Here is a 25,690-nt window from a genome sequence, read left to right on the forward strand (position 1 = left end):
CGGGCTGCTGCTGCGGTCGGGTCAGGTCGTGGCGCCGAAGTCGGGCAGGGTGAGCGAGCCGTCCGGGCCGAGCGTGAAGCCGGGGTTCCAGGCGATCTCCCAGACGTGACCGTCCGGGTCGGCGAAGTAGCCGGCGTAGCCGCCGTAGAACGTCTCCCGGGCCGGTTGGGTCACCTCGGCGCCGGCTTCGCCCGCGGTGGCCAGCACCTCGTCGACCTCGGCCCGGGAGCGGACGTTCTGGGCCAGGGCCATTCCGCCGAAGCCGCCGGTGTCCGGGTTGGGGACGTCCGCGTCGGCGGCCAGCTTGTCGCGGCTCCACAGGACGAGGGCCAGGCCGCCGGCCTGAAAGAAGACAGTCCCCTCGACCTCCTGGCCGCGCCAGCCGAGGCGCTCGTAGAACGCCTTGGCGCGTGGCAGGTCCGAGACGCCGAGGGTGATCAGGCTGATCCGCTGCTCCATCTTCGTAACCTAACGCGGGAGCCCTCGGCAGCCGGCCCCGACGTTGCCGGTAGACCAGAGCAATCCAATGTATCTACAATCATCGCTGTTAACGCTCACACTCGTCCCAGTGCTGAGGCAGTGACGCCGTGCCGATGTGACGATCGGCGCGCGCCGGGTGAACGCCCGGCAGGCGGAGGCTGCTCGGTCCGGCCGGCCCCGCTCCCAGACGGTTGCCGGCTGCCCGTGGCGGCCCCACCGGTCGGCCCATGCCCTCGGCCAGCTCGACCAACCCAGGGGAGAAAGCTATGCGAACGAGGGCACGATGGCTCGCGGCGCTCGCCGCGCTCGGTGTCGTGGTCGCCGGGGTGGTGACGCCCACCGGTCCGGCCAGCGCGGAATCCAACGGCGGGGTGCGGGTGATGCCGCTCGGCGACTCGATCACCGAGGGCACCCAGGTGCCCGGCGGGTACCGCATCGGGCTCTGGCAGCGTCTCGCCGCCGGTCGGTACACCGTGGACTTCGTCGGATCGCAGTTCAACGGGCCGGCCAGCCTCGGCGACCACGACCACCAGGGGCATCCCGGCTGGCGCATCGACCAGATCGACGCCAACATCGTCGGCTGGCTGAACACCCAACGACCGCAGACCGTCCTGCTGCACATCGGCACCAACGACATCCTGCAGAACTACAACGTGAGCACCGCGCCGAACCGGCTCTCCACGCTGATCGACCACATCACCAGCACCGTGCCCACCGCCGAGGTCTTCGTGGCGCAGCTCATTCCGCTCTCCAACAGCGGCCAGGATGCGGCCGCCCGCACCTTCAACGCGGCGATCCCCGGCATCGTGCAGAGCAAGGTGAACGCCGGCAAGCGGGTGCACCTGGTCGACATGCACAGCGCTCTCACCACCGCCGACCTGATCGACGGCGTCCACCCCACGGCCGGCGGCTACGACAAGATGGCCGCCCGCTGGTACAGCGCGTTGCAATCGGTCCCCGGAAGCATCGGCAACCCGAGCAGCGGCGGCGGCGGACAGACCACCACGCTCGTGGGCACCCGGTCCGGCCGGTGCGTCGACGTCCCCGGCTCCTCCACCACCAACGGCACCCAGGTGCAGCTGTGGGACTGCCACGGCGGCACCAACCAGCAGTGGACCTACACGTCCAGCAAGGCGCTGACCGTGTACGGCAACAAGTGCCTCGACGCAGCCGGCTACGGCACCTCCCCGGGTACCCAGGTCACCATCTACGACTGCCACGGCGGGACGAACCAGCAGTGGAACGTCAACGCCAACGGCACCATCACCGGAGTGCAGTCCGGCCTCTGCCTGGACCCGTACAACCAGGGCACCGCCAACGGCACGAAGCTCGTCCTCTGGACCTGCACCGGCCAGGCCAACCAGCAGTGGAGCCGCAGATGAAGCAGCCAACACGATGGCTGACGGCCGCGCTCGCGCTGGTCCTCGGCTTGGCGATGGCGACAGCGACACGGGACGCGGCCGCCGCGGACAGCCCGTACCAACGGGGGCCGGATCCGACCCCGACCAGCATCGCCGCCACCCGCGGCCCGTTCGCCACGACGCAGGCGACAGTGCCCGCCGGCAACGGCTTCAACGGCGGGTACGTCTACTACCCGACCGACACCAGCCTGGGCACCTGGGGCGCGGTAGCGATCGTTCCCGGCTACTCCGCCCTGTTCGCCAACGAGGAAGCCTGGATGGGCCCCTGGCTGGCGTCCTTCGGGTTCGTGGTGATCGGCATCGAAACCAACAGCCGCACCGACGGCGCCGACGCCCGCGCCACCCAGCTGCTCGCGGCACTGGACTACCTCACCCGCACCAGCCCGATCCGCAACCGGGTCGATCCCAACCGGCTGGGCGTCATGGGCCACTCGGCGGGCGGGGCCGGAACCCTCCTCGCCGCCCTCCGGCGGCCGACCCTGAAAACGGCGGTCGGCCTCGCACCCGGCACCCCCGGAACAACCTGAACATGTCCACCACCCAGGTCCCCACCATGCTCCTGTCGGGACAGAACGACGGCACGGTCACGCCCTCCTACGTGCAGGGCATCTACAACACCCTGCCAGCCGGCGTGGAACATGCCTGGGCGGAGCTGGCCGGCAACGACCACCTCTCGTTCACCAGGTCGAACCCCACCGAGATGCGACTCCTGATCCCGTGGCTCAAGACGTTCCTGGACAACGACACCCGCTACACCCAGTTCCTCTGCCCACTGGCGGACAGCACAGGCGTCTCGCGGTACAGCGCCACCTGCCCCCTGGTGCCACCGGACGGGCCGACGTCACCACCCACGACCACCCCGCCGCCCACGTCCACTCCGCCCACCACGAGTGCGCCGACCACGCCACCACCCTCCGGCGCCGCCTGCACCGCGACCTACCGCACCATCAACTCGTGGTCCGGCGGCTTCCAGGGCGAGGTCACCGTGACCGCGGGCACCGCCGCCATCAACGGCTGGACCGTCACCTGGAACCTCAGCAGCGGCCAGAGCATCAGTCAGGTCTGGAACGGGACGTTGAGCACCAGCGGCTCCACCGCGACCGTCCGCAACGTCTCCTACAACGGGTCGCTCGCCCCCGGCGGCACGACGACCTTCGGCTTCCTCAGCTCGGGTACGCCAGCCGCCACATCACCGACCTGCGCGAGCCCGTGACCAGCCGTAGGTTTTGAACGCGCGCCGCTTGGCTCGGATCGGAGCCACCGGTCGATCGCCGCGCCCTCGGCCAGCGCCGAGGTGCGCGGCGAGGCTCGCCGACGTATTTTTCTCGGCGCGCTCCGCCAACGGTGCCTGGCGTCACCAAAAGTCGGCGACAAGCCGATTGACGACACGCGCCCGGATGAAGCTCTGGGGCGGCCTCGCTAACGGCACCTCGCTTGTCAACTCGCCGGTTTCGTCTGCTGCGCGGCGTCTCCGGCAGCAGCAGAGAGGGCTCCGTTAGGTTCACAGAACCTTCGAGAGCCGCGTCGAGACCCATGGTGTCGGGAGGTGGCCGGTTCGCCTCTCTAGGGCGACAGTCGATGACGTGTCCGATAAACGACAAAACTCCGGCTGGTGCAGCCAACAACAGGATGCGATGCATAGGATTCCCGGACGCGAAGACGAGTTGACCTCATATTGGAGGGGACATGTCAGGATCGACGCCCAAGTACCTCCGACTGACGCTCGACGTTCAGCTCGGCGAGCGAAACCAGCACGCCAATCGCATCAACCAAGCTGCTGACACCGCCATAGCCGCCGCCACCGAAGCCTTGGAGGAGAACCTGCTTGAAGGCAGCATTGTGAACATCGAGCAGGGTGTTGAGTTCTCTTACCGCTGGATCGCGCGGACCTCTTGGCTGGGTGGTGCTGCCGCGAGTGATGGGGACGAGCTGTAGCACGCGCGACTCATTAGGTAAGGACGGCGAAGATGGAAATGCCCTGATTCCTCATCTTGAGGGTGGATATCAATCAAGTGATTGCTTTGCACGGAAATGCGGACAAGGGCGGCGACCACGCATTCGATACCTGGCGAGCATCGATGTATCGGCTCACCATGGAGCGGTCCGCAGCTCGCGCCTGGCGGCACCGAAGGTACAGCTTCGCCCACCGCCTTGGTGAGGCGCTGGTGGGACCTACTGATACTCAGCCGCCGATTAGGGGCCCGGTGATCTACGGAGTCTGGCTGCGTTGGGGGCTACTGTACGTCGGCCAGACCAGCGAGGCAGAACGGCGGTTACGTGACCTAGCGATAGGTGAAAGCCACCATCTGGCCAACACGTTTCCACCCGAGATATGGCACAAAGTTGCGGTCGTGACATGGCCTGAGCTACCTCAAGCCCGATCACTCGTCGGAATCCTCGACTCAAAGAGGGTTGGACTGGCGCTTGAGTACGCGTTGCAGGAGGATTTGGGCCCACTCGTCAACTCGGAGCGGCGGAAGCGTAACGGTGGATGGAGTGAGGTCGTCCGGCAGAACAGCAGGTCCCGTGGCGCCAAGGAGGCTGAGAAGGTTATCGACGTTGTTCAGGCGATTCGTGCCCTATGGGACACGATCCCGTCAGGGCCAGCAGCTGGAGAGGCGCCGCCGGCGGCGTGTCGGGTTGTCTTCCCCGAAGGGCTGCTACTGCCGCATCCCTCGGCCTCGTGACTGTGGTCGGGCAGGGCCTGTTGGGAGCAGGCCAAAATGTGCAGCAACGCGAGATAAAAGTTGCGATCGGAGGTGGCTGAGAATGACCTCAGCACCCTACGTCGACGCGCCCGATCTAGGACGCTTAATAACTTCCACCGGGGCGGTCAGCTGGTAGTCGGTTGCTGCTTTGAGAGGGCTACCCTGATTATGCTAACGGCATCGTCAATGGAAGTGTGTTCCCAAATCCGGATGACGCTCCACCCCTCCGTCTCCAGGGACCGGGTCACTAGAGAGTCACGAATTTGATTCCGAGCGATTTTCTGGTGCCAGTACCCTGTCGGATCAGAGGGCATGCGGCAATGGTGGGGGCATCCATGCCAGTAGCATCCGTCGACGAAGACGGCGACCCTCTTCCGAGTAAAGATGATGTCCGGGCGAGTGCTTCCACCCTTCATGGCGACCCGTAGTCCTACGCGATAGCGAAGGCCTTGAGCGAAGAGTGCGCGTCGAATCCTGAGTTCAGGCTTCGTATCCCTGCTACGGTTTGCCTTCATTGTCGCGGTTGCCCCGGACGGTGGAGGCGTAGGGAGCGTGTCCGCTCCCATCTCCGGGTTCAAGTTCCTAGAAGAGCGGTTCGGGCTCATCTACCGCGCCTTCAGGGCCTTCTTCTTCCACGATGTCGCCCAGCGCCTCAAACCGGGCGCGGGCTAGCGCGTTAAGCCGCGCCGTTTGGGTTGCTAAAGTGCGACGGAGGCCCATCGATACCTTACGTTCGCTGATATTCTTGGCCAGCAATGAAATGGTCTGTGCTCGTCGAGCGATTCTTATGTCGGGGTGGTTGCGATCCGGAAATATCTCGTTCGGGATGATAACCTCGGTTACCGATTCAGGCAATTGCTGGAGAAGTCCCACGGGGATGTCGCCCTCGTTGAGGATCGCCCGGTAGGTGCTCGTCTCGAGAAGCTGTTGGTATACCGTATACTCGAATGGATTCAGCGCCGCTTTGCGCTGCTTCTCGGGAAGGTCGCCGATATGTGGCAGCGACCACATAGAAATTGTGTGAACCTCAAAGGGATCCAGAACATACTTGGCCACAGCGTCTGATCGCTGGCCGGTCAAATGACGCCCTATTCGAACGCTGAATCCCTCTGCCGTCTGTCCAACGTAAATCGGTTCGCCATCGTAATCATAGAAAGCATAGATGCCTGCCTTCGCCTGTCCGATGGTCTGGGTTGGACGCGAAGGGTCAGGTGTCTTCAGCGCACGGGCTATAGACCTGCGGATGGCCTGCACCTCTCGAGGAAGCGCGGTCGTGGCAAGGTTGATTTGGTTAGACAACGCTGATGCCTCCCTAGCCCGAACAGACTGGCGAGAGACAGGCTACTAGGCGTTCGTCGATTTGTCAGGCCGCAGGACCGGCACAAGATAGTGTTTCCCGATCCAACGGACGACGTCAACGACGACAGCATCTCCAAACCCGAAGAGCTGCTGATTGGCGGTTCCAGCAACGAGCTTGTATGAGCCGGCACCCATGAGGTTGGCATACTCGCGTGGTGTCATCCAACGGATTCTGGGCTCTCGACCGAAGCCAAGTTCGACCAGTGCCTGTTTGCTTGACCCGCCTCCGGTCGTCCTTAGGCAGCCGGCAATGGCGTCACGGCGGAGCTCCCACATCGAGATGCCCTGCCGTGTACGTCGGTAGGCGCTCCGGTAGGACAAGCTTTCGGCTGTGCGGAGGGCCTCAAAGCGAGCCCTTTGTCCGTCGCTGAGTGAATCAACAAAAGCCTGGACTCGGTCTTCGGTCCACCATAGCTCCGCGGCTACGTTTACCTCGACTACCGCAGTCAAATCAGTTGGACCACTGGGGAGGGTTGGCAAATCCACGTAATGCATGTTGGCAGTTTCGCGATGCCGGGCATGAATATCGCGTACCCATGCGGGTCTGACATCACTCACCTCGGGCGTGCCTAGGTGAGCATTCTTTGGAAGCTCCTCCTTGTTGATCCCGACGATGAACATGCGCGGCCGAGATTGCGGCACAAAGTGCCGAGCATCAATCGCAATGACATCCAGAGAGTAGCCAAGGCCTGACAGGCAATGCAGTGCATCCTCTAGATCCTTGCCACCTTTGCTCGTAGCAAAGCCGTGCACATTCTCAAGAAGGATGATCGAGGGTTGACTAGGCATCTCTTTGAGGACTCGCGCGAACTGCCAGAACATTCCTGATTGCTCGCCGACGAGACCGCGCCTGTTTCCTGCGAGGGATAGATCAATACAAGGAAAGCTGCTGGTAGCCAACTGGATATCGGGGGGGAGCTGCTCGCCTTTGACTTCACGAATGTCGCCGATTCGGAAGTGCTGAAGGGCGTCCGGATGGTTGGCGGCGTATGCCTCGAACTTTGCTTGCTTAATATCGTTGGCCCACTCCACCTGCACGCCCAAGGGCTCGAGGGCTGTCCGAACTAGACCGATGCCGGCGAAGAACTCCGCGGCTCTAATGGGTGTAGTCTCCATGCGTCCTCCCCTGGCCGGCCTCCGATGCAGCCTATAGGTCGCCCGGCCTCGGCCTCGAGCTGCGACACCCATCTGTGATCCTTCGATCATCCGTACGAGCGGGACGCCGACGGCTGGCGGGCTGTGCCGTGCCGACCGGGCGGCCCAGGCAGGCTTGACGACGACAACCACCCAACGTGCGCATCGAACGCTGTGCCCCGATTGAGGCTGGGCCGTCATCTGGGTCCGGCTTGCGACTTGGCGCTTCGGCTCCGTCTACGACGCTCGGCAGTACGAGGTTCCGACCGGAAATGGCCGTCAAGACGAGCGGGCCAAGCGCGCCGCCTCGACGACCGCGCCCCATTGATCCCGCCCGGCCGCCGGGTGCAGCGCTCTCCCGTCCGCGATGACAACGCCCGCATGGCGCAGCACCGCCACGTGACTCGCATACGCCGGATGGGCGGCCAGTTCTGCCTTGACGTGTGGAAAGGCGACGAGCGGTAGGCCCGAGCCCAGCGACTCGTTGAGCACGCCGAGCGCCAGCGTGTCGTTGATGCCCAGCGCCCACTTCGTCACCGTGTTGAACGTGACCGGCGCAGCCACCACCACATCGGCCGGCGGATGCGGCTCCGGGTCGCCGGGCATCCGCCACTCGACGCGTACGGGATAGCCGGTCTTGTCTTGCAGGGCCGCCCGATCGAGCCACGGCGCGGCGGTGGGACTGACGATCATGCACACCTGCCACCCGTCGGCGATCAGCAGGTCGACCAGCTCGTCGATGTGCTCCGCGGGGCCGGCAGCGCAGACGACCAGATACAGCACCGGGCGTTCCGTCATGACCGCAGTCTGCCCGAGTCGGACGACGTGCGATCGACTGGATACGAGCCGGGTCGTCGTGGCGTCTCTCAGAATTTGACGCGCACGTCGTCGGTGCTGATGAGCTGCCCGGCTCCGATGAACCGGCGGGCAACCAACAGGCCCGCGTCGTGTGCGGGTTGTCCTCCGTGGCTGGCGGACGCGTCCGTCATGAACCACGGTGTCAGGTCACGTTCGAAGGCGTCGACCGCTGACTTCAACACGCAACTCTCCGTCGCTACACCACAGAACAGCAGGTCGGTCCATCCCTCCTGTTCCGTCAGGGCGGCGCCATCGGATGAGAAGTACGAGTAGATCTTCTTGTCGATCACCGCTCTGGCACGGCTCGCATGCTCCGCCAGCTCGGGCACGATTTCCGTCTCGGGAGGATGCTGCACCGAGGACCAATGGATCAGTCGTTCGAATGGGCTGCCCGGGTAGTTGTGATAGCGAGTGAACACCACCGGCCGCCCGGTCGCCTCCCAATGCTCGACCAGCTCGACGACCTTCGGGATGACGCCCCGGCTTCGATCGTTGATGAAGCCGTTTTGCATGTCGATGACGATCAGCGCGGCGCGTCTCTCACTCATCCGTCGACTCTGCCACTCAACGCCGCAGTCTCGCGAAGGGCGACCTGCGCCTGCATCAGACGTGCCGGTAGGCCGCTCGTTGAGAGCGTCGCCTCGCGCATCATGCAGTGCTGCGCCGTCTCACGGGCCCTGGCTGTCGTCAATCGGGAGTGGGCAGCGCGCAGAAAACGCCAGCCGAACTCGGGCGGCACGACCGGGTCTCGCCCGTCTTCGACCTGGCGCTCGATGTGGCGGCAGTAGGCCCAGAGCATCTGCACGTCCACCTCACAGGACACCAGGTCGTCAACCATGAGCGCCCGCTCGGGTGACAGGGCATGGTAGGCGACTCCTGCCCAACTGGCGTAGCCGACCGAGACTCCCTGCACGCCGAAGGGCTGAAGGGAGGGCTGATCGAAGCCTAGGGCTAGCAACCGGCGCTCGACGTGGTCACCCACTGGTTCGGGACAGGACTTTGCGTGACGGTTGACCAGCACGGACGGCAGGCTCATCAAGCGCAGGGCGTTCTCAAGCTCGTCCCCGGTCCAGGCCGACTCCTCCAGGACGTACATCGACAGCACGTACTCGGGCCCGACGTTGGCGGAGGAGGGAAGAGGCGAGAGAAGTCTCGCAACCTGCTCGGCTGCCCAGGGCACGTCATTCTCGTAGCTGGCGTATCGCCATGCCGCCAGGGCGGCCAGAGCAGAAAAGTGCAGCTGCTGCGCGATGTGCAGCACTATGACACCGCAGGCGAAGACGTGAGCGGTACACATTCCCCCTGGATGGGGCAACCCCGCGACTGCGACCTCCAGCCACTCGTGGTGACGTGGCTGGAAGGCTCCTTGCGCCACCAACTCCGCGGCTGCGGCTGCGCCCACATAGGCCGGAATGAACTTGTGGGACTGGACCCTGTAACCCGTACTGACCGTGCTGGGCTGGGGGGCGGCTCTGCTGGTGGTGCTGACGAAGCGATCTGCCACCTGGCTGTCGGCTCTACTCAGCACAGTGTCTAGAGCGGCCTGCATCTCCGGTCGAGGATGAACCGCTTCTCGGCCTGCCTCCCACTTGGAGACGGTGCGCTCACTGACACCGAGGTTCTCCGCGAAGTCGCGAATGCTCATCCGCAGCGCTTGGCGCAGCGCACGGGTTTCGCGACCTGTCCACGCCTCGACAGTCGGCAAAGCTCTCGCCTCCCATCGCATCATGGCCGCTTCCGGCAGCCTATCGGCTCCCGGTGCAGCGTAGGTACAGCGCAGATACAGCGAGTAGTCATACCGGGAAGCCAAGGGCCTGGCCAGGGTGGACGCATGGCCCGGGGCGGGTGCTGGCTCCGGAGCTGCGCCGGCCCTCAACGGCGCAGTCCCGCACCCGCCCGCCCCGGCGCCACTCGATCCGTCGACGTCTCGGAGCCGCCATGACCACCCCTGAGCAACCCACGACACCGGCCGACCTGGTCGCCCGCTGGCTGCGCCTGGTCGCGGCGGACGCGGAGTTGTCGCCGTACCTCATCGGGGTTGACCTGGGCCGGCTCGCCGCGCACCTGGCGACCGTGCTCGACGGGAACGCAACCCAATGGTGCGGTCTGGGGCTGTCGGAGGCGCAGCACCGGCGGGTCGTCGACTACCTGGAGGGCGTCCTGCGGGCGGCCGAGCTGCCGGACGGCCGGATTGCCCAGGTCAGGCGGGCGTTCGAGGTGGCCGCATGAGCCTCGCCGCCGCTTGGGCGTCGGTCGACGACCGGGCGGCCGGCGACTTCTGGTGCACCCTGGAGGACCGCCGCCCCGGCCTGCTGCCGCAGCGCGAGGCGTCGCTGTTCTTCGCCGCGCTGGGCGGTCTCGTGGCCGGCGACGATGACCGGGCGGGCCGGGCGGCGCTGCTCATGGTGCTCGGCCGCGCGTACCGCCGCTACGACCTCCTCCCACACGCCACCACCCTCGGCGACGCGCTGCTCGCCACCCTGGCCCGCCACGCACCGCATCCCCTGTGGACGACCGTCGGGGAGCGCGCCGTGGACCGCGCCACGCACGCCGTCCGTCGCGCCGCCGCCCGCGTCGGCGACGGCCCGGCCTGGTGGCCCGCCCAGGTGATCGGCCACGAACGGCCGTCACCCGGCATCGCCATCGTGACGGTACGTCCCTGGCGGCGGCTGCCCCACCACCCCGGCCAGGCCGTCCCCGTCTGCACACCACGCCTGCCCGGCCGCTGGCGCTGGCTCTCCCCGGCCAACGCCCCACGCGCCGACGGCACCGTCGAGCTACACGTCCGCGCCGTACCCGCCGGCGCCGTCTCCCACCGCCTGGTCCATGACGTACGCCCCGGAGAGCTGCTCTGGCTCGGCCCACCCGGCAACACCGGCCTACGCCTCGACCCGGCGCGTACCGGCGACCTGCTGCTCGTCGCCGGCGGCACCGGTCTCGCGCCGCTGCGCGCCCTGGTCGAACAGGTCGCCGCCGCACCGGACGGCCGACGGGTGACCCTGGTCGTCGGCGTCCGCGCCTTTGTCGACCTGTACGACGCGATAGCGCTCGACAAGCTGCAATGCGCCCACGACTGGCTGACGATCGTGCCGGCATTCTCCGACGACCCCTGCGCCGAGCCGGCCGAGCAGGGCGACGCCCTCACCATCGCCCTCGACCACCATCAGCCCGACCAGGACATCTACCTGTGCGGCCCGCCCGCGATGCTGGCTGCCGCGCGACCACGGCTGTTCGCTCTCGGTGTCCCCGCCGCCCGCATCAACCTGCCCGAGAGCTTCACCCGCTGATGGCCGTCTACCGCAGTCGACACACCCTGACCGGGCCGCTCACCCCCGACCGGGTCGCCGCTCTGAACCTGCCCCGCACCCGACTCGGACGCCGTGGCTACGAACCCGAGCACGTCAACGCGCTGCTCCACCGCCTCGCCCACGAGTTGCACGAACAGGGCCGCCAACTCGACCTCGCCCAGGCCGAGAACCACCGCATCAAGAGCGCCCTGCGCACCTGGCAGACCCGACAGACCAGGACCCGGCACGACATGTCGCGTACGCCGGACGTTGCAGGAGGTCCGGATGCGTGAGCTGCTGGATGCGGCGACGCGGCAGCGGCTCAGTCTTGCCGAGTACGACGCCGACTTTTACGGCGACCGTCGAGTCGACCGACGGCCCCATCCTCAAGAGCGAGCGGACCCAGACGTTTCGCGAGCCGGGCAGCCCCAGTTGGGAGGCATACGCCGATGGCCAGTGGGAGGAGCTTCGGATCGCTGTCGAGCCGAATCCGGAGGCGTTAAGGCCCATTCGGGCACCACGAGCCGAGCATGTCGGTCCAACTATTCGGTACCACCGCACAAATGATCAAGGCCCTGGGTTGGCTGATTGCTGATTATGGTCAACCATCCAGGCGATGGCCCATTCAGGATCGGACCACCGAGGGTGTTCCTGTGCAAACCAATCCGTCACCTGACGCGGGCAATGGTTACCCGCAGCCATCGGACCCGACCCAGCCGATCTCACCACCCGCGTCGTACCCGACCGCGCCCGGCCAATATCCACCGCCGCAGGCCGCGCCGTATTCCGGCCCGCCCGCCGTTCATCCGCCGCAGTCGGCTGTGCCGTACTCGGGCCCGCCGGTGGGTTACCCGCCGCAGTCGGCTGTGCCGTACCCGGGCCCGCCGGTGGGTTACCCGCCGCACTCGGCTGTGCCCTACTCCGGCCATCCGGCCGCGTATCCGCCGGGGCCGTACGCGCCCCAACCGCCGATTCCGCCCCACCAGGCATACCCGTACCCGGCCCAGCAGGCGCCCTATCCGCCGCAGTTCGCCGCGCCGATGCCTCCACCCGTCTACACCAGGGACTACATCGGCACCGGGTTCCACGTAGCCCACATCACGCTCTCCGTGCTCACCGGTGGATGCTGGCTGCCGGTATATGGCTTGCTCTACTACAAAAAGTCTCGACCGAAGACCGTGACCACCTACGGGCGGTGACGTCGAGTCATTTGCCTCCGACGGTATGACGACGGGCATCCCCGGCGCTGACGGGATCACGGAAACGGATTCGCATCGGTAGCGTTCGGGGATGCCCGATGCCGTAGATCTGCTGGCCGACTTCACCGCACCGCAGCCGTACACCAGGGACACGGTTGCCCGCGCTCCCCGCTCACCCGGCGTGCATGTGGTCCTGGAGCACGGTGTGGTCATCTATGTGGGACGAACGAAAAATCTCCGGGAGCGCCTTCGGCAGCATCTGACCGGAGACCGAATCGCGTCGGTCCTGCACGAACAGGTCGGCCACGAACTCGACAAGCGAGGCGCCGAGGCGACCGCCTCCGACGTTGCGGACTGGTTGGCTCAGCGCGAGGTCCGCTGGCACGAAACCGACAACCCGGAGGGCGCGAAGGAATCCCTGGTAGTGGCCTTGAAACCCCGCTTCAACCGACAGGTCCCCAAGTAGCAGAGATGCGTCGGGAGAGAGGGGCACCGTTAAGCGTCGAGGTGGCGCCGGATCTGAACGCTTCCGGGAGAAATACATGCGTACCAAGAAATAAGCCCAGCGGGTCGGTCCGAGCGTCCGTACGCGTGCTCGGTCTCGTCGTGGCCGGAGCGGTGATCGCCCCGGCGAGCCCGGCATCCGCGGCGGTCCCCGGCCTGGTGCGAGTCTGCGCCACCAGCGTCAGCAACTCCGCCGACTCTCACAGCGCCACGGCGACCTGCCCGGTCGGGAAGGTGCTGACCGGTGCCGGGTACGAGCTGAACGGTGTCACCAGTGAGTGCATTGTGGACGACTTCCGTCCCAACGATGGTCCCGCGACCGCCCCCACGTCGGCCGCCTCGGGTGCGTAGGAGAAGGACCCGTTCGCCGGCAACTGGTCCGACACGGCGTATGCCATCTGCGCCACGGCGTAGCAGTCACTCATCCGGTGTGGCCGCCCCGCGCGTTCGCGGGGCGGCTGCGCCGTTGACCGGTCGGCTCAGGAGCCGCCCTGGCGCTGGACCCGTCCGTCGCCGGAGACCTTGGCCCGACCCAGGTCGCGTTCAGTGCCAGCGGGGCCGGTCGCGGTACGGCTGTGTCGTTGGTCGGGCGAGTGCTCCACGGGCGAACCCTGACGGCCCCGAGCGCCGCTGCCCGGATGGCGCTGGCCTCGTGCCGACTCGCCGCCGCTGTCGTGTTTGTTCTGCTTGTGGCTACCCATGGCTTGCGCGTACCCGGTCACCCTGCGGCTAGTCATGGACCCAGGTCGGCGGCCGTGTCGGACCCGGAATGTAGGGCGGACGGCCGATCTGGAGCAGCCCGGCCTTTCGTGCGTATGAGGGAAACTCCGCCCCGGTACACGGCAGTCGGTGCTGTGTCTCGCGCAGTGCGTCGATGATGGCACCGGCGTTGACTTCGGTGAGCCTGCCGGATCGGCACCGATCTGCGAGAAGCCAGATCGTCCCGTGCACCTCCAGCCCGTAGGCACGGCCCACTTTGGTGGCAATGCGGTCATCGGTGACCGCCGTACCGCCGTGTATCTCGGCCGCTGCGAAGACGCTCGCCTCACCGACGTCTCGTCTGTCGGCGCCGATACGACGTACCCAATCCGAAAAGCACCGGATCTCGGTGATTGTGTCGAGTGCGATGACGTCGATCCAGGCAAGCTTCAGCGCCGCGGTGAGAGCCGGCTCCCGCTGCGCACTGGTGCGGAGCTCATCGAGCACGACGGCGGTGGTAGCCGCGCGCCTTCCAACGATCAGGTCCGCCAGCACGTCGAGCCGGTCGGCGAGGGCGAAATGGTGCAGCACGGTGGTGTCGAAGACGAGCAGTGGCTCGCAATCCTGACCTGCGTTGCTCACGGTGCCAGGTCTGTTTCATCGCGCGCGGGCAGGTCATCCAGCCCGATCTGGCCATGTAGGAGTTCGACCGCGCGGGCGTCCGATACGAGATACCGGCGCCACGCCTCCATGACGGCGTGCGAATAACCCGGCGGTACGCGAATGGCGTCGAGATCTGGCTGGGGGGCCCAGCCAACCGCATCCATGATCTCCGCCCGGGTTGGGGTGGTTCGGCTCCAGCGCGCCGCTGACGCATCGAGCCACCCAGCGCGTTCCGCCTGGCGCACGGTCAGGGACCATGACGTGCGGTAGCGCGCGGTGAGCTGGATCATCTCTTCGCGGGAGGCTGGACGGCTGTTGACATCGCCGAACGCGGCGACTGGAAGGAGCAGCTCGGCGGCGAAAGCGTTGATCAGACTTTCCCGATCGGCGCGGGAAACGTGTACCGCCAGATCGCTGGAGTATTCGTCGCCCAGAACCAGGTGGCCCAGCTCGTGGGCGGCGGTAGCTCGACGCCGGCCAGGATCTCCCTCCAAGCTGACGACCGACACTGCCAGGTCCCCGTCCACCATCGATGCGCCTTCTCCCGGAAGGTCACTGACGAGGACGTACTGGCCGCTGCGTTCACAGAACTCCATCAGGGTGTCAATCGGCTCCGTACCAATCCCCCGCCTGTCACGCAGCCATCGAGCAGCGATACGGGCGTCATCATCGGAGGTGACACTCCCCTCGTACCGGACGGGACTGACGAGGGTGAGGGTGCCGGCGTCAAGTAGCTGGCGGACGTCCCTGAGCCAGGAGGCGAGTGTGATCTCCAGTCGTTGAGAACGCCTCGCCACGTCTGTGTCGTTGTCTTCGGCCATGAGTTCCGAGCGGCGCGAGATCACCGCCGATCGTCGCTCAAGCAGGTGATCGATAGGTACGTCGAGTGCGGCCGCGAGCCTGATGAGTTCCAAGGCGTCTACCCGCCGAACGCCGGACTCGATCTTGGCGATCATCGTTCGATCGAGGCCGAGTTGAGCACCCAGTTCGGCCTGAGAGAGGCCAGCCCCCAGTCGGGTCTGGCGCACCTGCTCGCCGACCGTCGTCCAGTCGCCGGTTTCGGTCATGGTGCGATAATCGCACGCGCCCTTGCTCTACGTCTCGACCGTAGCGAATCGACATTACGGATCTAGATGGCGTTTACGCTCCTCGATACCCCGACATGGCGTTCTCGGCCGCCGGATGGTCGAGGCCGGCCATAACCTGCGGGCAGCGGAGATCCCCACGTAGGGCGGACTGCTCCGCGACTTGAGGGAGGTAGACATGCCCAGGCCATTACCGGGGGAGCAGGCCCCGATCACCGTAAAGCTGGACCGGTGGCGGGCGGGGTTGCCGCCGGACGCCTGGCCCGACAACTTCCCATCGAGCGGCGAGGTCTGGCGGCGCGACGCCTTCGCGGTGGCCGATGCGTACCGAGCCGGCTCGGCCACCGCCCGGCAACTGCTGACCGCTGTGCTGGTCTGGGGTTACGGACCCATCGGGTACGGGCCGTGGCGCACCGCCAGGTCGCTCGGCGCCGACCCCGATGGCAAACGCCTGGCGTACGCGCTTGAGGAGGTGTCCGCGTCAGCACCCGACGAGGACGCGTTGCGCACCGCGTACCGCCGCTTCCGCGACCCCAACCACGCTCGCCTGCCGTGGTTGGGGCCGGGATTGTTTACCAAGGTCCTCTACTTCGCCGGCTACCGGCGAGGGGTTGGCGGCGTGCAGCCGCTGATCCTCGACCGCGTCGTGGCCAGCCGTCTCCCCAGCGAGGCCGGCGTCGGCCGCCTATCGGGCTGGCTGTCCGAGGAGTGGCTCGCGTACCTACGCTGGGCGGCCGACCAGGCGCAGGCCAAAGGCGTTGAGCCGGACGCGGTCGAGATGGCCGTCGTCAACGACCACTGAGACGGCTACGACACAGCGCGCAGGCGGGCGTCGAGGGCGTCGAGGTCGGGGACGAACCAGATGTGCCCGGCCTGGTTCGACTCGTGCACCAGGGCCCGTAGCGCCGAGCTGCCGTCCAGGTGCGCCGAGATGTCACCGACGACGGCGAGCCGCAGCCGGTAGTTGACGAACTTCTGCATCACGTCGCCGGCGAAGCGGGTGCCCAGCGAGAAGAAGCGTTCGTCGAGTCGGTTGGCCGGCACTGCGACCACCTGTGCGCCGGCGAAGGCCGCGCCGATCAGGTCCAGCGCGTCCTGTTCGGTGGCGACGGTCGGGCCGGCCGGGTCGCAGATCAGCACCGGCACCCCGGCGCGTTCCTGGATCTCGTCAGGCATCGTGGACCTCCCGGTCGAGTAGGCCGTTGTCGGCATTGAGGACGGCGTCGAGCAGGTGCAGCACCTCGGCGGTGCCGGCGGGATCACCGAGGATGATGATCTTCAGGCGGCGGCGGTCATCGTCGTGCACGGTCTGCACGCGCAGCGGCCGGGCCGGGTCGTGCCCGGTGTTGACGCTGGCCAGCACGAGCGTGCCGAGCCGGTCGGCGGCGACCCGGTCGACACCGTCGATCTGCACGATGCTCGACACCTCGGCCTGGCCGGCCACGGTGGCGGCGGGCGGCCGTCCGGTGAGCGCGTCGAGGTCACTGGCGGCGATCCGGTACTGCTTGCCGATCCGCACGGCGTGCAGCCGGCCGGAGCGGATGTAGCCGCGCACCGTCCGCACGTGCAGGCCGAGCCGGTCGGCAACCTGCTCTACCGAGTACATTTCTTCCGTCATCGTTCCCTATCCTACCTCTACAGGGAACGATGAGGAATCATGCGCCTTAGGCTGTCACATCTCGACGCTCAGCGTCGGTGGGGTCCAGTACCGTCTGGGACCCATGGACGCGCGGGTCGGCGACGCCATCATCGGGCGGGATCACCCCGCGGCTCTGCTGCGCGCCGAGCTGGATTGGGCCGCCACCAGCCACGGCGGTTTTGTCCTGGTCACCGGTGAGCCGGGCATCGGCAAGACCACCCTCGTCACGTCGGTGGCGCGGGAGGCCCGCCGGCGCGGCGCGCTCGTGCTCGGCGCGGCCTGCTGGGATTCCGACAGCGCCCCCGGCTACTGGCCGTGGGTGCAGGTCTTGCGCGCCCTGCGCCGCTCCGCCGACGACTGGGCGCTCGCCCGACCGGACGCCGAGCCGGCCCTCGCCGCCCTGCTCGGCGAGACCGGCACCGGTGACGTGCCCGGCCTCGCCGCCACCTGGACCGCTCCGGACGAGGGCAGCCACGTCGCCGACCAGGAGGCGTTCGCCCTGTACGACGCGGTGACCGCCGCGCTGGTCGCGGTCTCGGCGCGCCGACCGGTGGTGGTCGTCCTCGACGACCTGCACTGGGCCGATCCGGCCTCGCTGCGGCTGCTGGCGTTCGCCGCCCAGCACACCTGGTTCGAGCGGCTGTTGCTGATCGGCACGTACCGCGCCGCGGAGGTCGAGGCGCCGCCGCACGCTCGCCGGCGGCCGGCTTGCGCAGGCCGAGCAGGCGGGCGAGGAGCACCAGGTTCTCCGTACCGGTCAGGTCCTCGTCGACGGAGGCGTACTGGCCGGTGAGGCTGACCCGGCTGCGGACCTGGTCAGCCTCGGTGACCACGTCGTGCCCGAACACCCGCGCGGTGCCGCCGTCGGGGCGCAGCAGCGTCGCCAGCACCCGGACCGCGGTGGTCTTGCCCGCCCCGTTCGGGCCGAGCAGGCCGTAGACGGTGCCGGCGGGCACCCGCAGATCCATGCCGGCCAGCGCCCGGGTCTCCCCGAACGAGCGGGTGAGCCCTTCGGCCTCGATGGCCAGTCCGGTGGAGCGTCTGTTCATCATCCGTACCTCTCGTCCGATGGCCGGGACGTCGTGGTTGGTGAGAGCAACGACGCCGCCCACTAAAGGGCGCGAGGTGAGGACCGACCGCCCGCTAGATCGGAACTAGCGGGCGCCGTTCCGGGCCGGAATGTCGGTGGGATCGGCTTGACTGGGGTCGACGAAGGGGACGGAATGGCGCAGGTACGCATCGAGCCGTGGCACGAGGATGATCTCGACCTGCTGCGGCAGCTCAACTCACCGGACACGCGCAGACACACCGGCGGCCCGGAGACCGACGAGCAGGTGCTCGCCCGACACGACCGGTACGTGCACTTCGCCGAGGGCGGGCAGGGGTGCATGTTCACAGTGGTGCTGCCCAACGGCGCGCGGGCGGGCAGCGTCGGCTACTGGGCCCGCGAGTGGCGCGACCAACCGGTGTACGAGCTGGGCTGGGCGGTGCTGCCCGCGTACCGGAGGCAGGGGCTGGCCACCGCCGCGGTGCGCGCGGCTCTCGACGTGGTCCGCGCCCGACGGGACCGGCGCTACGCGCACGCGTACCCGTCCGTCGACAACCCCGCCTCGAACGCGGTCTGCCGCAAGGCGGGCTTCATTCTGCTGGGCGAGACGGATTTCGAGTACCCACCCGGGCACCTGATGCGTGCCAACGACTGGCAGCTCGACCTGACCGCCCCGCCGGCCGACGGCTCCTGACCCGGGCGAAGAGCGCCATACCGCAGAGTCGTCCGGACGGCTCTGCGGTATGGCGCTCGAAGGACAGGTGCCCGCCGGGCGGCGGGCTCAGATCAGCGGGGCACGTAGGCGAAGGTGTCCGGGTTCGGGCCCTGCCGCCCGGCCTCACCCTTGTTCAGTGCGGTGATCCGCTCCATCGCCGCGTCGTCCAGCTCGAAGTCGAAGATGCGGGTGTTCTCCTCGATCCGCTTCGGCGTGGTCGACTTCGGGAAGATGATGTCGCCGCGCTGCCCGTGCCACCGCAGCACGACCTGCGCCGGGGTGCGACCCACCTGCTCGGCGATGTCGACGATGGTCGGGTCGTCCAGCACCTTGCCCTGCGCGATCGGCGACCACGCCTCGGTGGCGATGTCGTGCTCGCGGCCGTAGGCGCGGACCTCGTCGTTGGTGAAGTACGGGTGCGCCTCGATCTGGTTGACCGCCGGCACCACGCTCGCCTCGTCGATCAGCCGCTGCAGGTGCGGCACCTGGAAGTTCGACACGCCGATCGAGCGGGCCCGACCGTCGCGCTGGAACTCCTCCAGCACCTTCCAGGTCGAGACGTAGTCGCCGTCGTACAGCGTCGGCAGCGGCCAGTGGATCAGGAACAGGTCGATGTAGTCCATCTTCAACGCGGCCAGCGTCGAGTCGAACGCCTTGCGCGCGTCGTCCGGGAGGTGGAAGCCGTTGTTCAGCTTGCTGGTCACGTAGACGTCGCCCCGGTCGAGGCCGGACATGCGGATCGCCTCGCCGACCTCGGCCTCGTTGCCGTACATCTCGGCGGTGTCGATGTGCCGGTAGCCCGTCTCCAGGGCCGTGGTCACCGCCGCGACGGTGTCCTTCGGCTCGATCTGGAACACCCCGAAGCCGAGCTGCGGGATGGTGGTGCCGTCGTTCAGGCTGATATCAGGAATCGTGACTGCCACTGCGGCTCCTTCGCGTCTTCGTTACCCATCATCCATACCCGCGCGGGTGGACGATTCACCGTCCAACGCGAGGTGACGAGCGCAACGTTGGCCCGCTTCACCCGGTTGTGTCGAACAACACCGGCCAGGGCCGTGCCGCCGGCACCGAGGGCGGCGTGGGCGGCGCCGGCTCGGCGACGGCCAGCACCTCGGCGGCGAGCTGCCCGACCATCGGGGCCGCCGGATGCGCCGACCGTTGCGGCCAGACCGCCGAGGTGCGCTTCGTCAGCGAGGTGTCGGCGATCGGTCGCCACGCGATCCGGGGTTCCCGGCGAGCCAGCGTCGCCGGCTCCACGGCCACCCCACCGCCGGCCAGCACCAGCCCGAACAGGAATTCCGGGTTGCGCGCCGGCCGCACCCGCTCCGGCCGCCACCCGTGCCGCCGGCACACCGTGAGCAGGTGGTCGTGCCAGCCCGGCGCGGTGGCCCGGGGCGCGGCCACCAGGTCAAGGCCGGCCAGCGCCGCGAGCGGCACCTCCCGGCCTCGGGCCAGCGGCGAGGTCCGCGGCAGCAACACCCCCAGGGGTACGTCCACCGGGGCGCCGAAGCGCAGCCCGTCCGCCTCGACCGGATGGTGCACGAGCCCCACGTCCAACCGCCGCTCGGTGAGCATCCGCACCTGCTCGGCGGTGGTCAGCTCGTGCAGCTCCACGTCCAGGCCGGGCGCCCGGCCGGTGAGCTGGTCCAGCAGCGCGCGCAGCGTCACCGCCGGGGTCTCCGGCGGCACACCCGCACGCAGGATGCCCAGTTCGCCCGCGCGGACCTGCCCCATGAGGTTGCGCAGCCGGCCCTCGCCGGCGAGCAGTTCCTCCGCCTCGGCGAGCAGCAGACCGCCGGCGGTGGTGAGCCGCACCTGGCGGCGGGAGCGGTCGAACAGCTCGACCGCGAGTTCCCGTTCCAGCCGCTGGATCGACTGACTCAACGGCGGCTGGGCCATCCCGAGCAGATCCGCCGCCCGCCCGAAGTGCAGCTCGTGGGCGACCACCACGAAGTGCCGCAGGTGCCGGAGCAGGTCCACGGCCCGGACCCTACGCCAGCGGCGGAGCACCGCCACTGGATACCGTGCCCGGGTGGACGTCAGGGAGCGGATCGAGGCCATCTTCGCGGGCGTCGGGGTGACCGCCAGCCTGCACGCCGTGGACCTGGACGCCGTGGACCTGGACGCCGTGGACGCGGTCGACCCGGACGCGGTGGACCGGCAGGTCGGGGTGCGGGCCGACGAGCAGGTGGTGATCGCGTCGATCTTCAAGATCCTGCTGGTGCTGGAGTTCGCCCGGCAGGTCGACGCCGGCCAGCTCGACCCCACCGAACGGGTCCTGGTCACCGCCGCCGACCGGCTCGGCGGGTGGGGGCTGGCCGGCTGCGTCGACGACGCCGAGGTGTCGCTGCGCGACCTCGCGTACTTCGCCATGTCGGTCAGCGACAACACGGCCGCCGACCTGCTGCTGCGCCGGGTCGGCCCGGACCTGCTGCCGATGCTCGCCGCCGAGCTGGGCCTCACCCGCACCCGCGTTCTCGGCGGTCCTCGGGAGCTGGTCGAGATGATGCTCGCCGACGTGGGGGCGCGGACCGAGGCGGAGTTCGCCCGGATCTTCCCGACGCTGCCGGCGGAGCGGGTCCAGGCGATGCGGGTCTTCGACCCCGCGCACACCACCAGCAGCACCGCCCGGGAGATCACCCGGCTGCTCACCCTGATCTGGCGGGACGAGGCCGGGCCGCCGGCGGCCTGCGCGATGGTCCGCGGCTGGATGGCCCGGCAGCTCTTCTGGACCCGGCTGGCCGCCGGCTTCCCGCCCGGCGTCCGGGTCTCCGGCAAGACCGGCACCCTGCCCGGCCTGCACCTGGAGGCCGGCGTCGCCGAATATCCCGACGGCGGCCGGTACGCCATCGCCGTCTTCGCCCGCGCCGACGAGCTGACCCCGCGCCGGATCGACGTGGACCTGGCGATGGGAACGGCCGCCCGCACGGCGGTCGAGGCGTTGCGCGGCGACTGAGTTTTCCGGGCGTCCGAGCGCCGAAGGGCAGTCGTTGAGCAGGCACGATATGCCATGCCATATGGGAGCTGACAGCGTTCGATCTTGGACCGGGACGCGGTGGCGCTGGTTGGCTCGTGCCGACCGATCACCCGAGCACGGGGAGTAGATCCGCATGTCCAACCTCGACCGCCGTCGCTTCCTGCGGGACGCCGCAGCCACCACCGCCCTGGTCTCGGCCGGCGGCCTCGCCGCCACCTCGACCACCCCGGCCCAGGCCGCGCCGCCGGCCGCCGCGCCGACGCCCGAACGCCGCCGCACCGGCGCGGTCAGCTTCCGCTGGTGGGGTACGGCCGGCTGGCGCATCGACATCGCCGACCGGACCGTCCTGGTCGACCCGTTCCTCAGCCGGATCGACACCGGGCTGTTCACCGGCGCGTTCACGACGGACACCCCGTTGACCGTGCGCGCCGACGTGATCGACCCGCGCGTCGAGAAGGCCACGAGCGTCCTGGTCACGCACACCCACTGGGACCACTTCATGGACGTCCCGTACATCGCGGCGCGTACCGGCGCGCGGGTGTTCGGCACGCTCACCGCGTACCACCTGGGGTTGGCCTCCGGGGTGCCGTCGACGCAGCTCAGCGCCGTGAAGGGCGGGGAGGTGCTCGACTTCGGCGACCACAGCGTCGAGGTGGTCGGCTCGCTGCACAGCCGCAACGCGTCGTACTCCGTGGCCTTCCCCGGAGTGCGGGTGAGCCAGCCGGCGCGGCCGGCGACCATCGCCGACCTCCCGGAGGGCGACACGCTGGGCTACCTGCTGCGGGTCGAGCGCGGCCCGTCGGTCTACTTCACCGGAGCCAGCGACGTCGCCGAGCGCAACCTGACCGGCCTGGCGCCGGACGTGGCGATGGTGGCCATGCAGAGCGCCACCACCACCGGCGACTACCTGCCCCGGCTGCTGGCCGGTCTCGACTACCCGAAGGTCGTGGTGCCGGTGCACTGGGACAACTTCGAGACGCCGTTGCGGAACCCGCCGGTCGTCGCGCCGGCCGACCGCGACCGGCTCGACGACATGATCGCGGCGGTGCGTCGGATCTCGCCGCGCAGCCGGGTGCTGGTGCCCGAGTACGAGACCGCGTACCACTTCTGACCGGTTCCGGGCGGGCGTCCGCGCCCGCCCGGTCAGCCGGCGGCCAGCTCCGCCAGGGCGCGCACCGACTTCCAGTTGCGGGTGGTGGCCACCACGCCGAGCTTCTTCTCCAGGTAGGCGTTGGTGAACTTCGTCCGGCCGTAGCCACCGTCGGGGAAGTGCAGGAAGACCTCCCGGCCGGTCACCGTGAACGACACGTTCTCACCGCCGGGCACGGCGAGCGCGTCCACCGTGGCCTTCGCCGGAGGGGTCGCCAGGAAGGCCACCAGCAGGAGCTTCGGATCGTCCTCGACCTCGGCGTACGGGTTGCCACCCGCCACCGCCGCCAACTCCCGGCCGCTGCGGACCAGCACCGGCACGGTCAGCCCCAGCTCGTCGGCGAGCGCCCGCTCGATGCCGGCGGCCAGCTTCTCCGCGTCGCGCACGGTGCTGCTGAAGGCCACGTTGCCGCTCTGCAGGTACGTCGCGACGTCCTCGTGCCCGAGGTCGGTGACGATCCGGCGCAGGTCGGCCATGGCGAGGCGGGTGGTGCCGACGTTGACTCCGCGCAGCAGCGCGACGTACCGGGTCATGGCTCCTCCTGGGTGCACGGCCGACCGGCTCAGCGTAGGTCGGGCGGCCACGGTCCGCCGGGAGCCACCAGGCCCGTTTCGTGTACGACAAGCGGCGCCCCCCGCTAGGCCGCTCTGGCCGCTACCGTCGATGGATGCGATTCGCGCGCCCGGTCGGGCTGCTCCTGAGTGCCGCCGCCGTGCTGCTCTGGGCGGTCGGCATGACGGTGTGGCAACCGTTGACCGAGCCGATCGGCCCGTGGTCGGAGCGGCTGCCGGGCAACAACGCCTACTGGGCACGGGATCTGCGGTTCGTGGCGATCGTCGCGATCGTGCTCGGGCTGCTGCTGGCCGGCCGGGGGCAGCTCCGGTGGAGCGCTCCGGCGGTCGTGCTCGGCGGGCTCTGGATCGCGGCCGACGTGGCGATCGACCGGGCCGACCCGGGCGGCACGGGGTCGACCATCCTGCTCGCCGTCTACGGTGCGGCGGTGCTCGGGGTGCTGGCGGCCGTCCTCTCGTGGCGGGACCGCGGCCGGCCCCCCACCACCGACCGGCGGGTGTTGACCGGCACGGCCTGCGTGGCAGGGGTGCTGGCGGTGGTGGCCGCCGGCATCGAGTCTCCGACCGACCGGGAGCCGGAGCTGACGCCGGCGGCCTTCGCCACCGGCGTACTCCTGGTCGCCCTGACCGTCGTCGTCGCCCTGGCGGCGGCACCGGCCCGCACCCGGGGGCGCTGCCTGCTGGCCGTCGGGCTCGGCGCGGTCGCCGTCGGCGGTGTCGCGCTGGGCCGGACGGTCCCGCCCGGCCCGCGCATCCTGCCGATGATCGCGCTCGGCGGGGTGCTGCTCACCGGCGTCACCCTGCTGGCGTGGGACTGGCCGGGCGGTCGGCCGGTGTGGCGGCGGCACGCGCGCTAGCTACTCCACGACCGGCAGCACGACCTCGTTGCGGCGCAGGAACCACGGCTTCCACGGTGGGTCGAAGCGCACGTACCGGATCGCGCCGGTCGGTTGCAGCCCGGCCGCGGTCACCGACCGGCCGAGCATGGTGGCCCGCTGACTGAACGCCTGCTCCGTCCACCGCCCGGAGAACCGCATCGCCGCCGCCAGGCGTGCCGGAACCTCGCGGATGCGCACCCGGGTGTCCACCGGCTCGGGCAGGGTGGCAGTGGTGAAGGTGGCCGGCATGACGAACTGGATCAGGTACGCGCCCGGCCGCTCACCCTCGATCTGGACCACCGGCACGGTCATGGCGATCTTCTCCGAGTCGCTGGCCGCCGACATCACCGGCCCGGCCGAGCCGATCGGGTGCCGGGCCCGGTTGGCGCCCCCGATGTAGGCGGCCAGCGGCCGGAACGCCTCGATCGGGGCCCGGGTGAACGACGCCTGGATCTGCACCTCGGCCACCAGGTGAGCCGGGTAGCGGCGCAGCTCGAAGCCGGGGTGTCGGGACACCACCCGGTACGGCTGCTGCTCGGTCATCGCGCGCTCCCAGGATCTCCTGGGACAGACGCTACCGCCCCTCCCGCTCCCGCTCGGCCGAAGTCGGTTGTCCCGCACCGGCGACGACGACCCGCCAGTACTGGCGTTTGCCCTCGTCGCGCAGCACCACCCCGAGCCGGCCCAGCTCCCGCCGCAGCTCCCGGGCGTCGTCGCGGCGGTCCCGCTCGATGGCGCGCTCCCGGGCACGCAGCAGCGCGTCCGCGCCGGCGGGCAGACCGGGCAGGTCGGGCACCCACAGCCGGTACGCCAACCGGTGGGGATCGTCGTCCGCCCAGGCCCAGCCGTGCGCGCGGAACGCGGCGGCGAGCCGGGCGGCGGGCAGGTCCGTCGACTCCCGGACCAGTTCCGCCCCGTCGGGGTCGAGCAGCACCAGGTGCTTGTCGGCGACGAAGACGACCCGGGTGTCGGCGCGTGCGACGGTCCGGTTCTGGTCGGCGCGGCGCAGCCGGACCTGCGCCGCGTCGACGCTGACGATCAGCCGTTCGGCGGTGCCGATCCCGGCGAGGACCAGGCCGGCCAGGGCGCCCACGGCGATCGTGCCGGCAGTGGCCTGCGGCTCGGGCAGCCGGTCCAGCCACTCGACGAGGTCGCTGAACGGCACCCAGGGCAGCCGGGCGAGCCAGCCTGTCGTCGCCGCGAGGAGCCATCCGGCCCCCGCGCCGAGCAGCGGGAAACCACCCCACAGGACCGCCAGCTCCAGCGGCCCGCCGCTGACCGTGGTGCGCGGACGGTAGCCGGCCAGGTCCATGG

The 25,690-nt window shown here is 68.9% G+C and carries 29 protein-coding genes and 3 pseudogenes; 14 read left to right on the forward strand and 18 right to left on the reverse strand.

Annotation, left to right across the window (positions count from 1 at the left end; genetic code table 11):
- Positions 1–21: 21 nt before the first annotated feature.
- Positions 22–459 carry a VOC family protein gene (locus ACFYPH_RS04055; protein ID WP_387178738.1) on the reverse strand — a complete coding sequence of 146 codons (438 nt, stop codon included), beginning with the start codon at positions 457–459 and terminating at the stop codon, positions 22–24.
- 287 nt (positions 460–746) lie between these two features.
- Between ACFYPH_RS04055 and ACFYPH_RS04060 the strand changes: the two genes are divergently transcribed.
- From ACFYPH_RS04060 to ACFYPH_RS04070, 3 genes and pseudogenes are all read left to right on the forward strand, one after another.
- A complete protein-coding gene (locus tag ACFYPH_RS04060) occupies positions 747–1,862 on the forward strand; it encodes a ricin-type beta-trefoil lectin domain protein (RefSeq protein WP_387178741.1) in 1,116 nt (371 codons plus the stop codon).
- A pseudogene (locus ACFYPH_RS04065) lies at positions 1,859–3,114 on the forward strand (cellulose binding domain-containing protein). The gene ACFYPH_RS04060 and the pseudogene ACFYPH_RS04065 overlap by 4 nt, the downstream one beginning before the upstream one ends.
- A 473-nt stretch (positions 3,115–3,587) precedes the next feature.
- Positions 3,588–3,836, forward strand: coding sequence for a hypothetical protein (locus tag ACFYPH_RS04070; RefSeq protein ID WP_387178744.1), 249 nt, complete (start codon positions 3,588–3,590; stop codon positions 3,834–3,836).
- 898 nt (positions 3,837–4,734) lie between these two features.
- Here ACFYPH_RS04070 and ACFYPH_RS04075 read toward each other — a convergent pair.
- The 6 genes from ACFYPH_RS04075 to ACFYPH_RS04100 form a co-directional block, all read right to left on the reverse strand.
- Entirely contained in the window at positions 4,735–5,214 is a 480-nt protein-coding gene (locus ACFYPH_RS04075) for a very short patch repair endonuclease (RefSeq protein WP_387178747.1), read from the reverse strand.
- Entirely contained in the window at positions 5,192–5,908 is a 717-nt protein-coding gene (locus ACFYPH_RS04080; RefSeq protein WP_387178750.1) for a GIY-YIG nuclease family protein, read from the reverse strand. Before ACFYPH_RS04080 ends, ACFYPH_RS04075 begins: the two co-directional genes overlap by 23 nt.
- A gap of 45 nt (positions 5,909–5,953) precedes the next feature.
- Positions 5,954–7,084, reverse strand: coding sequence for a DNA cytosine methyltransferase (locus tag ACFYPH_RS04085; RefSeq protein ID WP_387178753.1), 1,131 nt, complete (start codon positions 7,082–7,084; stop codon positions 5,954–5,956).
- Positions 7,085–7,381: 297 nt separating this feature from the next.
- Positions 7,382–7,900 carry a flavoprotein gene (locus ACFYPH_RS04090; protein ID WP_387178756.1) on the reverse strand — a complete coding sequence of 173 codons (519 nt, stop codon included), beginning with the start codon at positions 7,898–7,900 and terminating at the stop codon, positions 7,382–7,384.
- Between the two features lie 68 nt (positions 7,901–7,968).
- Positions 7,969–8,508 carry a cysteine hydrolase gene (locus ACFYPH_RS04095; RefSeq protein ID WP_387178760.1) on the reverse strand — a complete coding sequence of 180 codons (540 nt, stop codon included), beginning with the start codon at positions 8,506–8,508 and terminating at the stop codon, positions 7,969–7,971.
- Positions 8,505–9,689, reverse strand: a complete 1,185-nt coding sequence (locus ACFYPH_RS04100) for a helix-turn-helix domain-containing protein (RefSeq protein WP_387178763.1) — start codon at positions 9,687–9,689, stop codon at positions 8,505–8,507. Before ACFYPH_RS04100 ends, ACFYPH_RS04095 begins: the two co-directional genes overlap by 4 nt.
- A 209-nt stretch (positions 9,690–9,898) precedes the next feature.
- On the opposite strand from ACFYPH_RS04100, the gene ACFYPH_RS04105 reads away from it, so the two are divergent.
- The 5 genes from ACFYPH_RS04105 to ACFYPH_RS04125 all read left to right on the forward strand — a co-directional run bounded on the left by ACFYPH_RS04105 (position 9,899) and on the right by ACFYPH_RS04125 (position 12,912).
- Positions 9,899–10,189, forward strand: a complete 291-nt coding sequence (locus ACFYPH_RS04105) for a hypothetical protein (protein ID WP_387178766.1) — start codon at positions 9,899–9,901, stop codon at positions 10,187–10,189.
- The gene (locus ACFYPH_RS04110; protein ID WP_387178769.1) at positions 10,186–11,247 is read left to right on the forward strand and encodes an FAD-binding oxidoreductase; all 1,062 of its coding nucleotides are present in this window, start codon (positions 10,186–10,188) and stop codon (positions 11,245–11,247) included. The genes ACFYPH_RS04105 and ACFYPH_RS04110 overlap by 4 nt, the downstream gene beginning before the upstream one ends.
- Positions 11,247–11,540: a hypothetical protein gene (locus ACFYPH_RS04115; RefSeq protein WP_387178772.1), complete on the forward strand. Its 294-nt coding sequence runs from the start codon at positions 11,247–11,249 to the stop codon at positions 11,538–11,540. Before ACFYPH_RS04110 ends, ACFYPH_RS04115 begins: the two co-directional genes overlap by 1 nt.
- A gap of 270 nt (positions 11,541–11,810) precedes the next feature.
- Positions 11,811–12,446 (forward strand): hypothetical protein, encoded by a 636-nt coding sequence (locus tag ACFYPH_RS04120; RefSeq protein WP_387178775.1) that lies wholly within the window; start codon positions 11,811–11,813, stop codon positions 12,444–12,446.
- 91 nt (positions 12,447–12,537) lie between these two features.
- On the forward strand, positions 12,538–12,912 hold the full coding sequence (locus ACFYPH_RS04125; RefSeq protein WP_387178778.1) for a GIY-YIG nuclease family protein: 375 nt from the start codon (positions 12,538–12,540) through the stop codon (positions 12,910–12,912).
- 238 nt (positions 12,913–13,150) lie between these two features.
- Here ACFYPH_RS04125 and ACFYPH_RS04130 read toward each other — a convergent pair whose 3' ends face one another.
- From ACFYPH_RS04130 to ACFYPH_RS04140, 3 genes are all read right to left on the reverse strand, one after another.
- A complete protein-coding gene (locus ACFYPH_RS04130; RefSeq protein ID WP_387178781.1) occupies positions 13,151–13,348 on the reverse strand; it encodes a hypothetical protein in 198 nt (65 codons plus the stop codon).
- Positions 13,349–13,679: 331 nt separating this feature from the next.
- Positions 13,680–14,291 (reverse strand): hypothetical protein, encoded by a 612-nt coding sequence (locus tag ACFYPH_RS04135; protein ID WP_363935081.1) that lies wholly within the window; start codon positions 14,289–14,291, stop codon positions 13,680–13,682.
- Positions 14,288–15,379: a helix-turn-helix domain-containing protein gene (locus tag ACFYPH_RS04140; protein ID WP_387178784.1), complete on the reverse strand. Its 1,092-nt coding sequence runs from the start codon at positions 15,377–15,379 to the stop codon at positions 14,288–14,290. Before ACFYPH_RS04140 ends, ACFYPH_RS04135 begins: the two co-directional genes overlap by 4 nt.
- A gap of 196 nt (positions 15,380–15,575) precedes the next feature.
- On the opposite strand from ACFYPH_RS04140, the gene ACFYPH_RS04145 reads away from it, so the two are divergent.
- Positions 15,576–16,199 carry a hypothetical protein gene (locus tag ACFYPH_RS04145; RefSeq protein WP_387178787.1) on the forward strand — a complete coding sequence of 208 codons (624 nt, stop codon included), beginning with the start codon at positions 15,576–15,578 and terminating at the stop codon, positions 16,197–16,199.
- 5 nt (positions 16,200–16,204) lie between these two features.
- On the opposite strand, the gene ACFYPH_RS04150 is transcribed toward ACFYPH_RS04145, so the two are convergent.
- Both ACFYPH_RS04150 and ACFYPH_RS04155 read right to left on the reverse strand, forming a co-directional pair.
- Complete coding sequence (locus tag ACFYPH_RS04150) at positions 16,205–16,573, reverse strand: DUF4180 domain-containing protein (RefSeq protein ID WP_354855861.1); 369 nt, start codon at positions 16,571–16,573, stop codon at positions 16,205–16,207.
- Positions 16,566–17,015: a helix-turn-helix domain-containing protein gene (locus ACFYPH_RS04155; protein WP_355063159.1), complete on the reverse strand. Its 450-nt coding sequence runs from the start codon at positions 17,013–17,015 to the stop codon at positions 16,566–16,568. The genes ACFYPH_RS04150 and ACFYPH_RS04155 overlap by 8 nt, the downstream gene beginning before the upstream one ends.
- Positions 17,016–17,172: 157 nt before the next feature.
- Here ACFYPH_RS04155 and ACFYPH_RS04160 point away from each other — a divergent pair.
- A pseudogene (locus tag ACFYPH_RS04160) lies at positions 17,173–17,736 on the forward strand (AAA family ATPase); the annotation flags it as partial.
- Here the strand turns inward: ACFYPH_RS04160 and ACFYPH_RS04165 are convergent.
- A pseudogene (locus ACFYPH_RS04165) lies at positions 17,720–18,085 on the reverse strand (ATP-binding cassette domain-containing protein); the annotation flags it as partial. The pseudogenes ACFYPH_RS04160 and ACFYPH_RS04165 sit on opposite strands and share 17 nt — an antisense overlap.
- A 174-nt stretch (positions 18,086–18,259) precedes the next feature.
- On the opposite strand from ACFYPH_RS04165, the gene ACFYPH_RS04170 reads away from it, so the two are divergent.
- Positions 18,260–18,778, forward strand: a complete 519-nt coding sequence (locus ACFYPH_RS04170) for a GNAT family N-acetyltransferase (protein ID WP_387178791.1) — start codon at positions 18,260–18,262, stop codon at positions 18,776–18,778.
- 92 nt (positions 18,779–18,870) lie between these two features.
- On the opposite strand, the gene ACFYPH_RS04175 is transcribed toward ACFYPH_RS04170, so the two are convergent.
- A complete protein-coding gene (locus ACFYPH_RS04175; RefSeq protein WP_387178794.1) occupies positions 18,871–19,722 on the reverse strand; it encodes an aldo/keto reductase in 852 nt (283 codons plus the stop codon).
- 97 nt (positions 19,723–19,819) lie between these two features.
- Positions 19,820–20,779, reverse strand: a complete 960-nt coding sequence (locus ACFYPH_RS04180; protein ID WP_354855853.1) for a LysR family transcriptional regulator — start codon at positions 20,777–20,779, stop codon at positions 19,820–19,822.
- Between the two features lie 52 nt (positions 20,780–20,831).
- Here ACFYPH_RS04180 and ACFYPH_RS04185 point away from each other — a divergent pair, with 52 nt between their 5' ends.
- Positions 20,832–21,755: a serine hydrolase gene (locus ACFYPH_RS04185; protein ID WP_354855852.1), complete on the forward strand. Its 924-nt coding sequence runs from the start codon at positions 20,832–20,834 to the stop codon at positions 21,753–21,755.
- Positions 21,756–21,909: 154 nt separating this feature from the next.
- Positions 21,910–22,887: an MBL fold metallo-hydrolase gene (locus ACFYPH_RS04190; RefSeq protein WP_387178797.1), complete on the forward strand. Its 978-nt coding sequence runs from the start codon at positions 21,910–21,912 to the stop codon at positions 22,885–22,887.
- A 32-nt stretch (positions 22,888–22,919) separates the two neighbouring features.
- Here ACFYPH_RS04190 and ACFYPH_RS04195 read toward each other — a convergent pair whose 3' ends face one another.
- Entirely contained in the window at positions 22,920–23,459 is a 540-nt protein-coding gene (locus ACFYPH_RS04195; RefSeq protein WP_387178800.1) for a DUF1697 domain-containing protein, read from the reverse strand.
- A 134-nt stretch (positions 23,460–23,593) separates the two neighbouring features.
- Here ACFYPH_RS04195 and ACFYPH_RS04200 point away from each other — a divergent pair, with 134 nt between their 5' ends.
- Positions 23,594–24,355: a hypothetical protein gene (locus tag ACFYPH_RS04200; RefSeq protein WP_387178803.1), complete on the forward strand. Its 762-nt coding sequence runs from the start codon at positions 23,594–23,596 to the stop codon at positions 24,353–24,355.
- On the opposite strand, the gene ACFYPH_RS04205 is transcribed toward ACFYPH_RS04200, so the two are convergent.
- Positions 24,356–24,919 carry a heme-binding protein gene (locus ACFYPH_RS04205; RefSeq protein ID WP_354855848.1) on the reverse strand — a complete coding sequence of 188 codons (564 nt, stop codon included), beginning with the start codon at positions 24,917–24,919 and terminating at the stop codon, positions 24,356–24,358.
- Between the two features lie 31 nt (positions 24,920–24,950).
- On the reverse strand, positions 24,951–25,688 hold the full coding sequence (locus ACFYPH_RS04210) for a hypothetical protein (RefSeq protein ID WP_387178806.1): 738 nt from the start codon (positions 25,686–25,688) through the stop codon (positions 24,951–24,953).
- Positions 25,689–25,690: the final 2 nt, after the last annotated feature.

It is taken from the genome of Micromonospora sp. NPDC005252 (assembly GCF_042872475.1).
Classification (GTDB): Bacteria; Actinomycetota; Actinomycetes; order Mycobacteriales; family Micromonosporaceae; genus Micromonospora.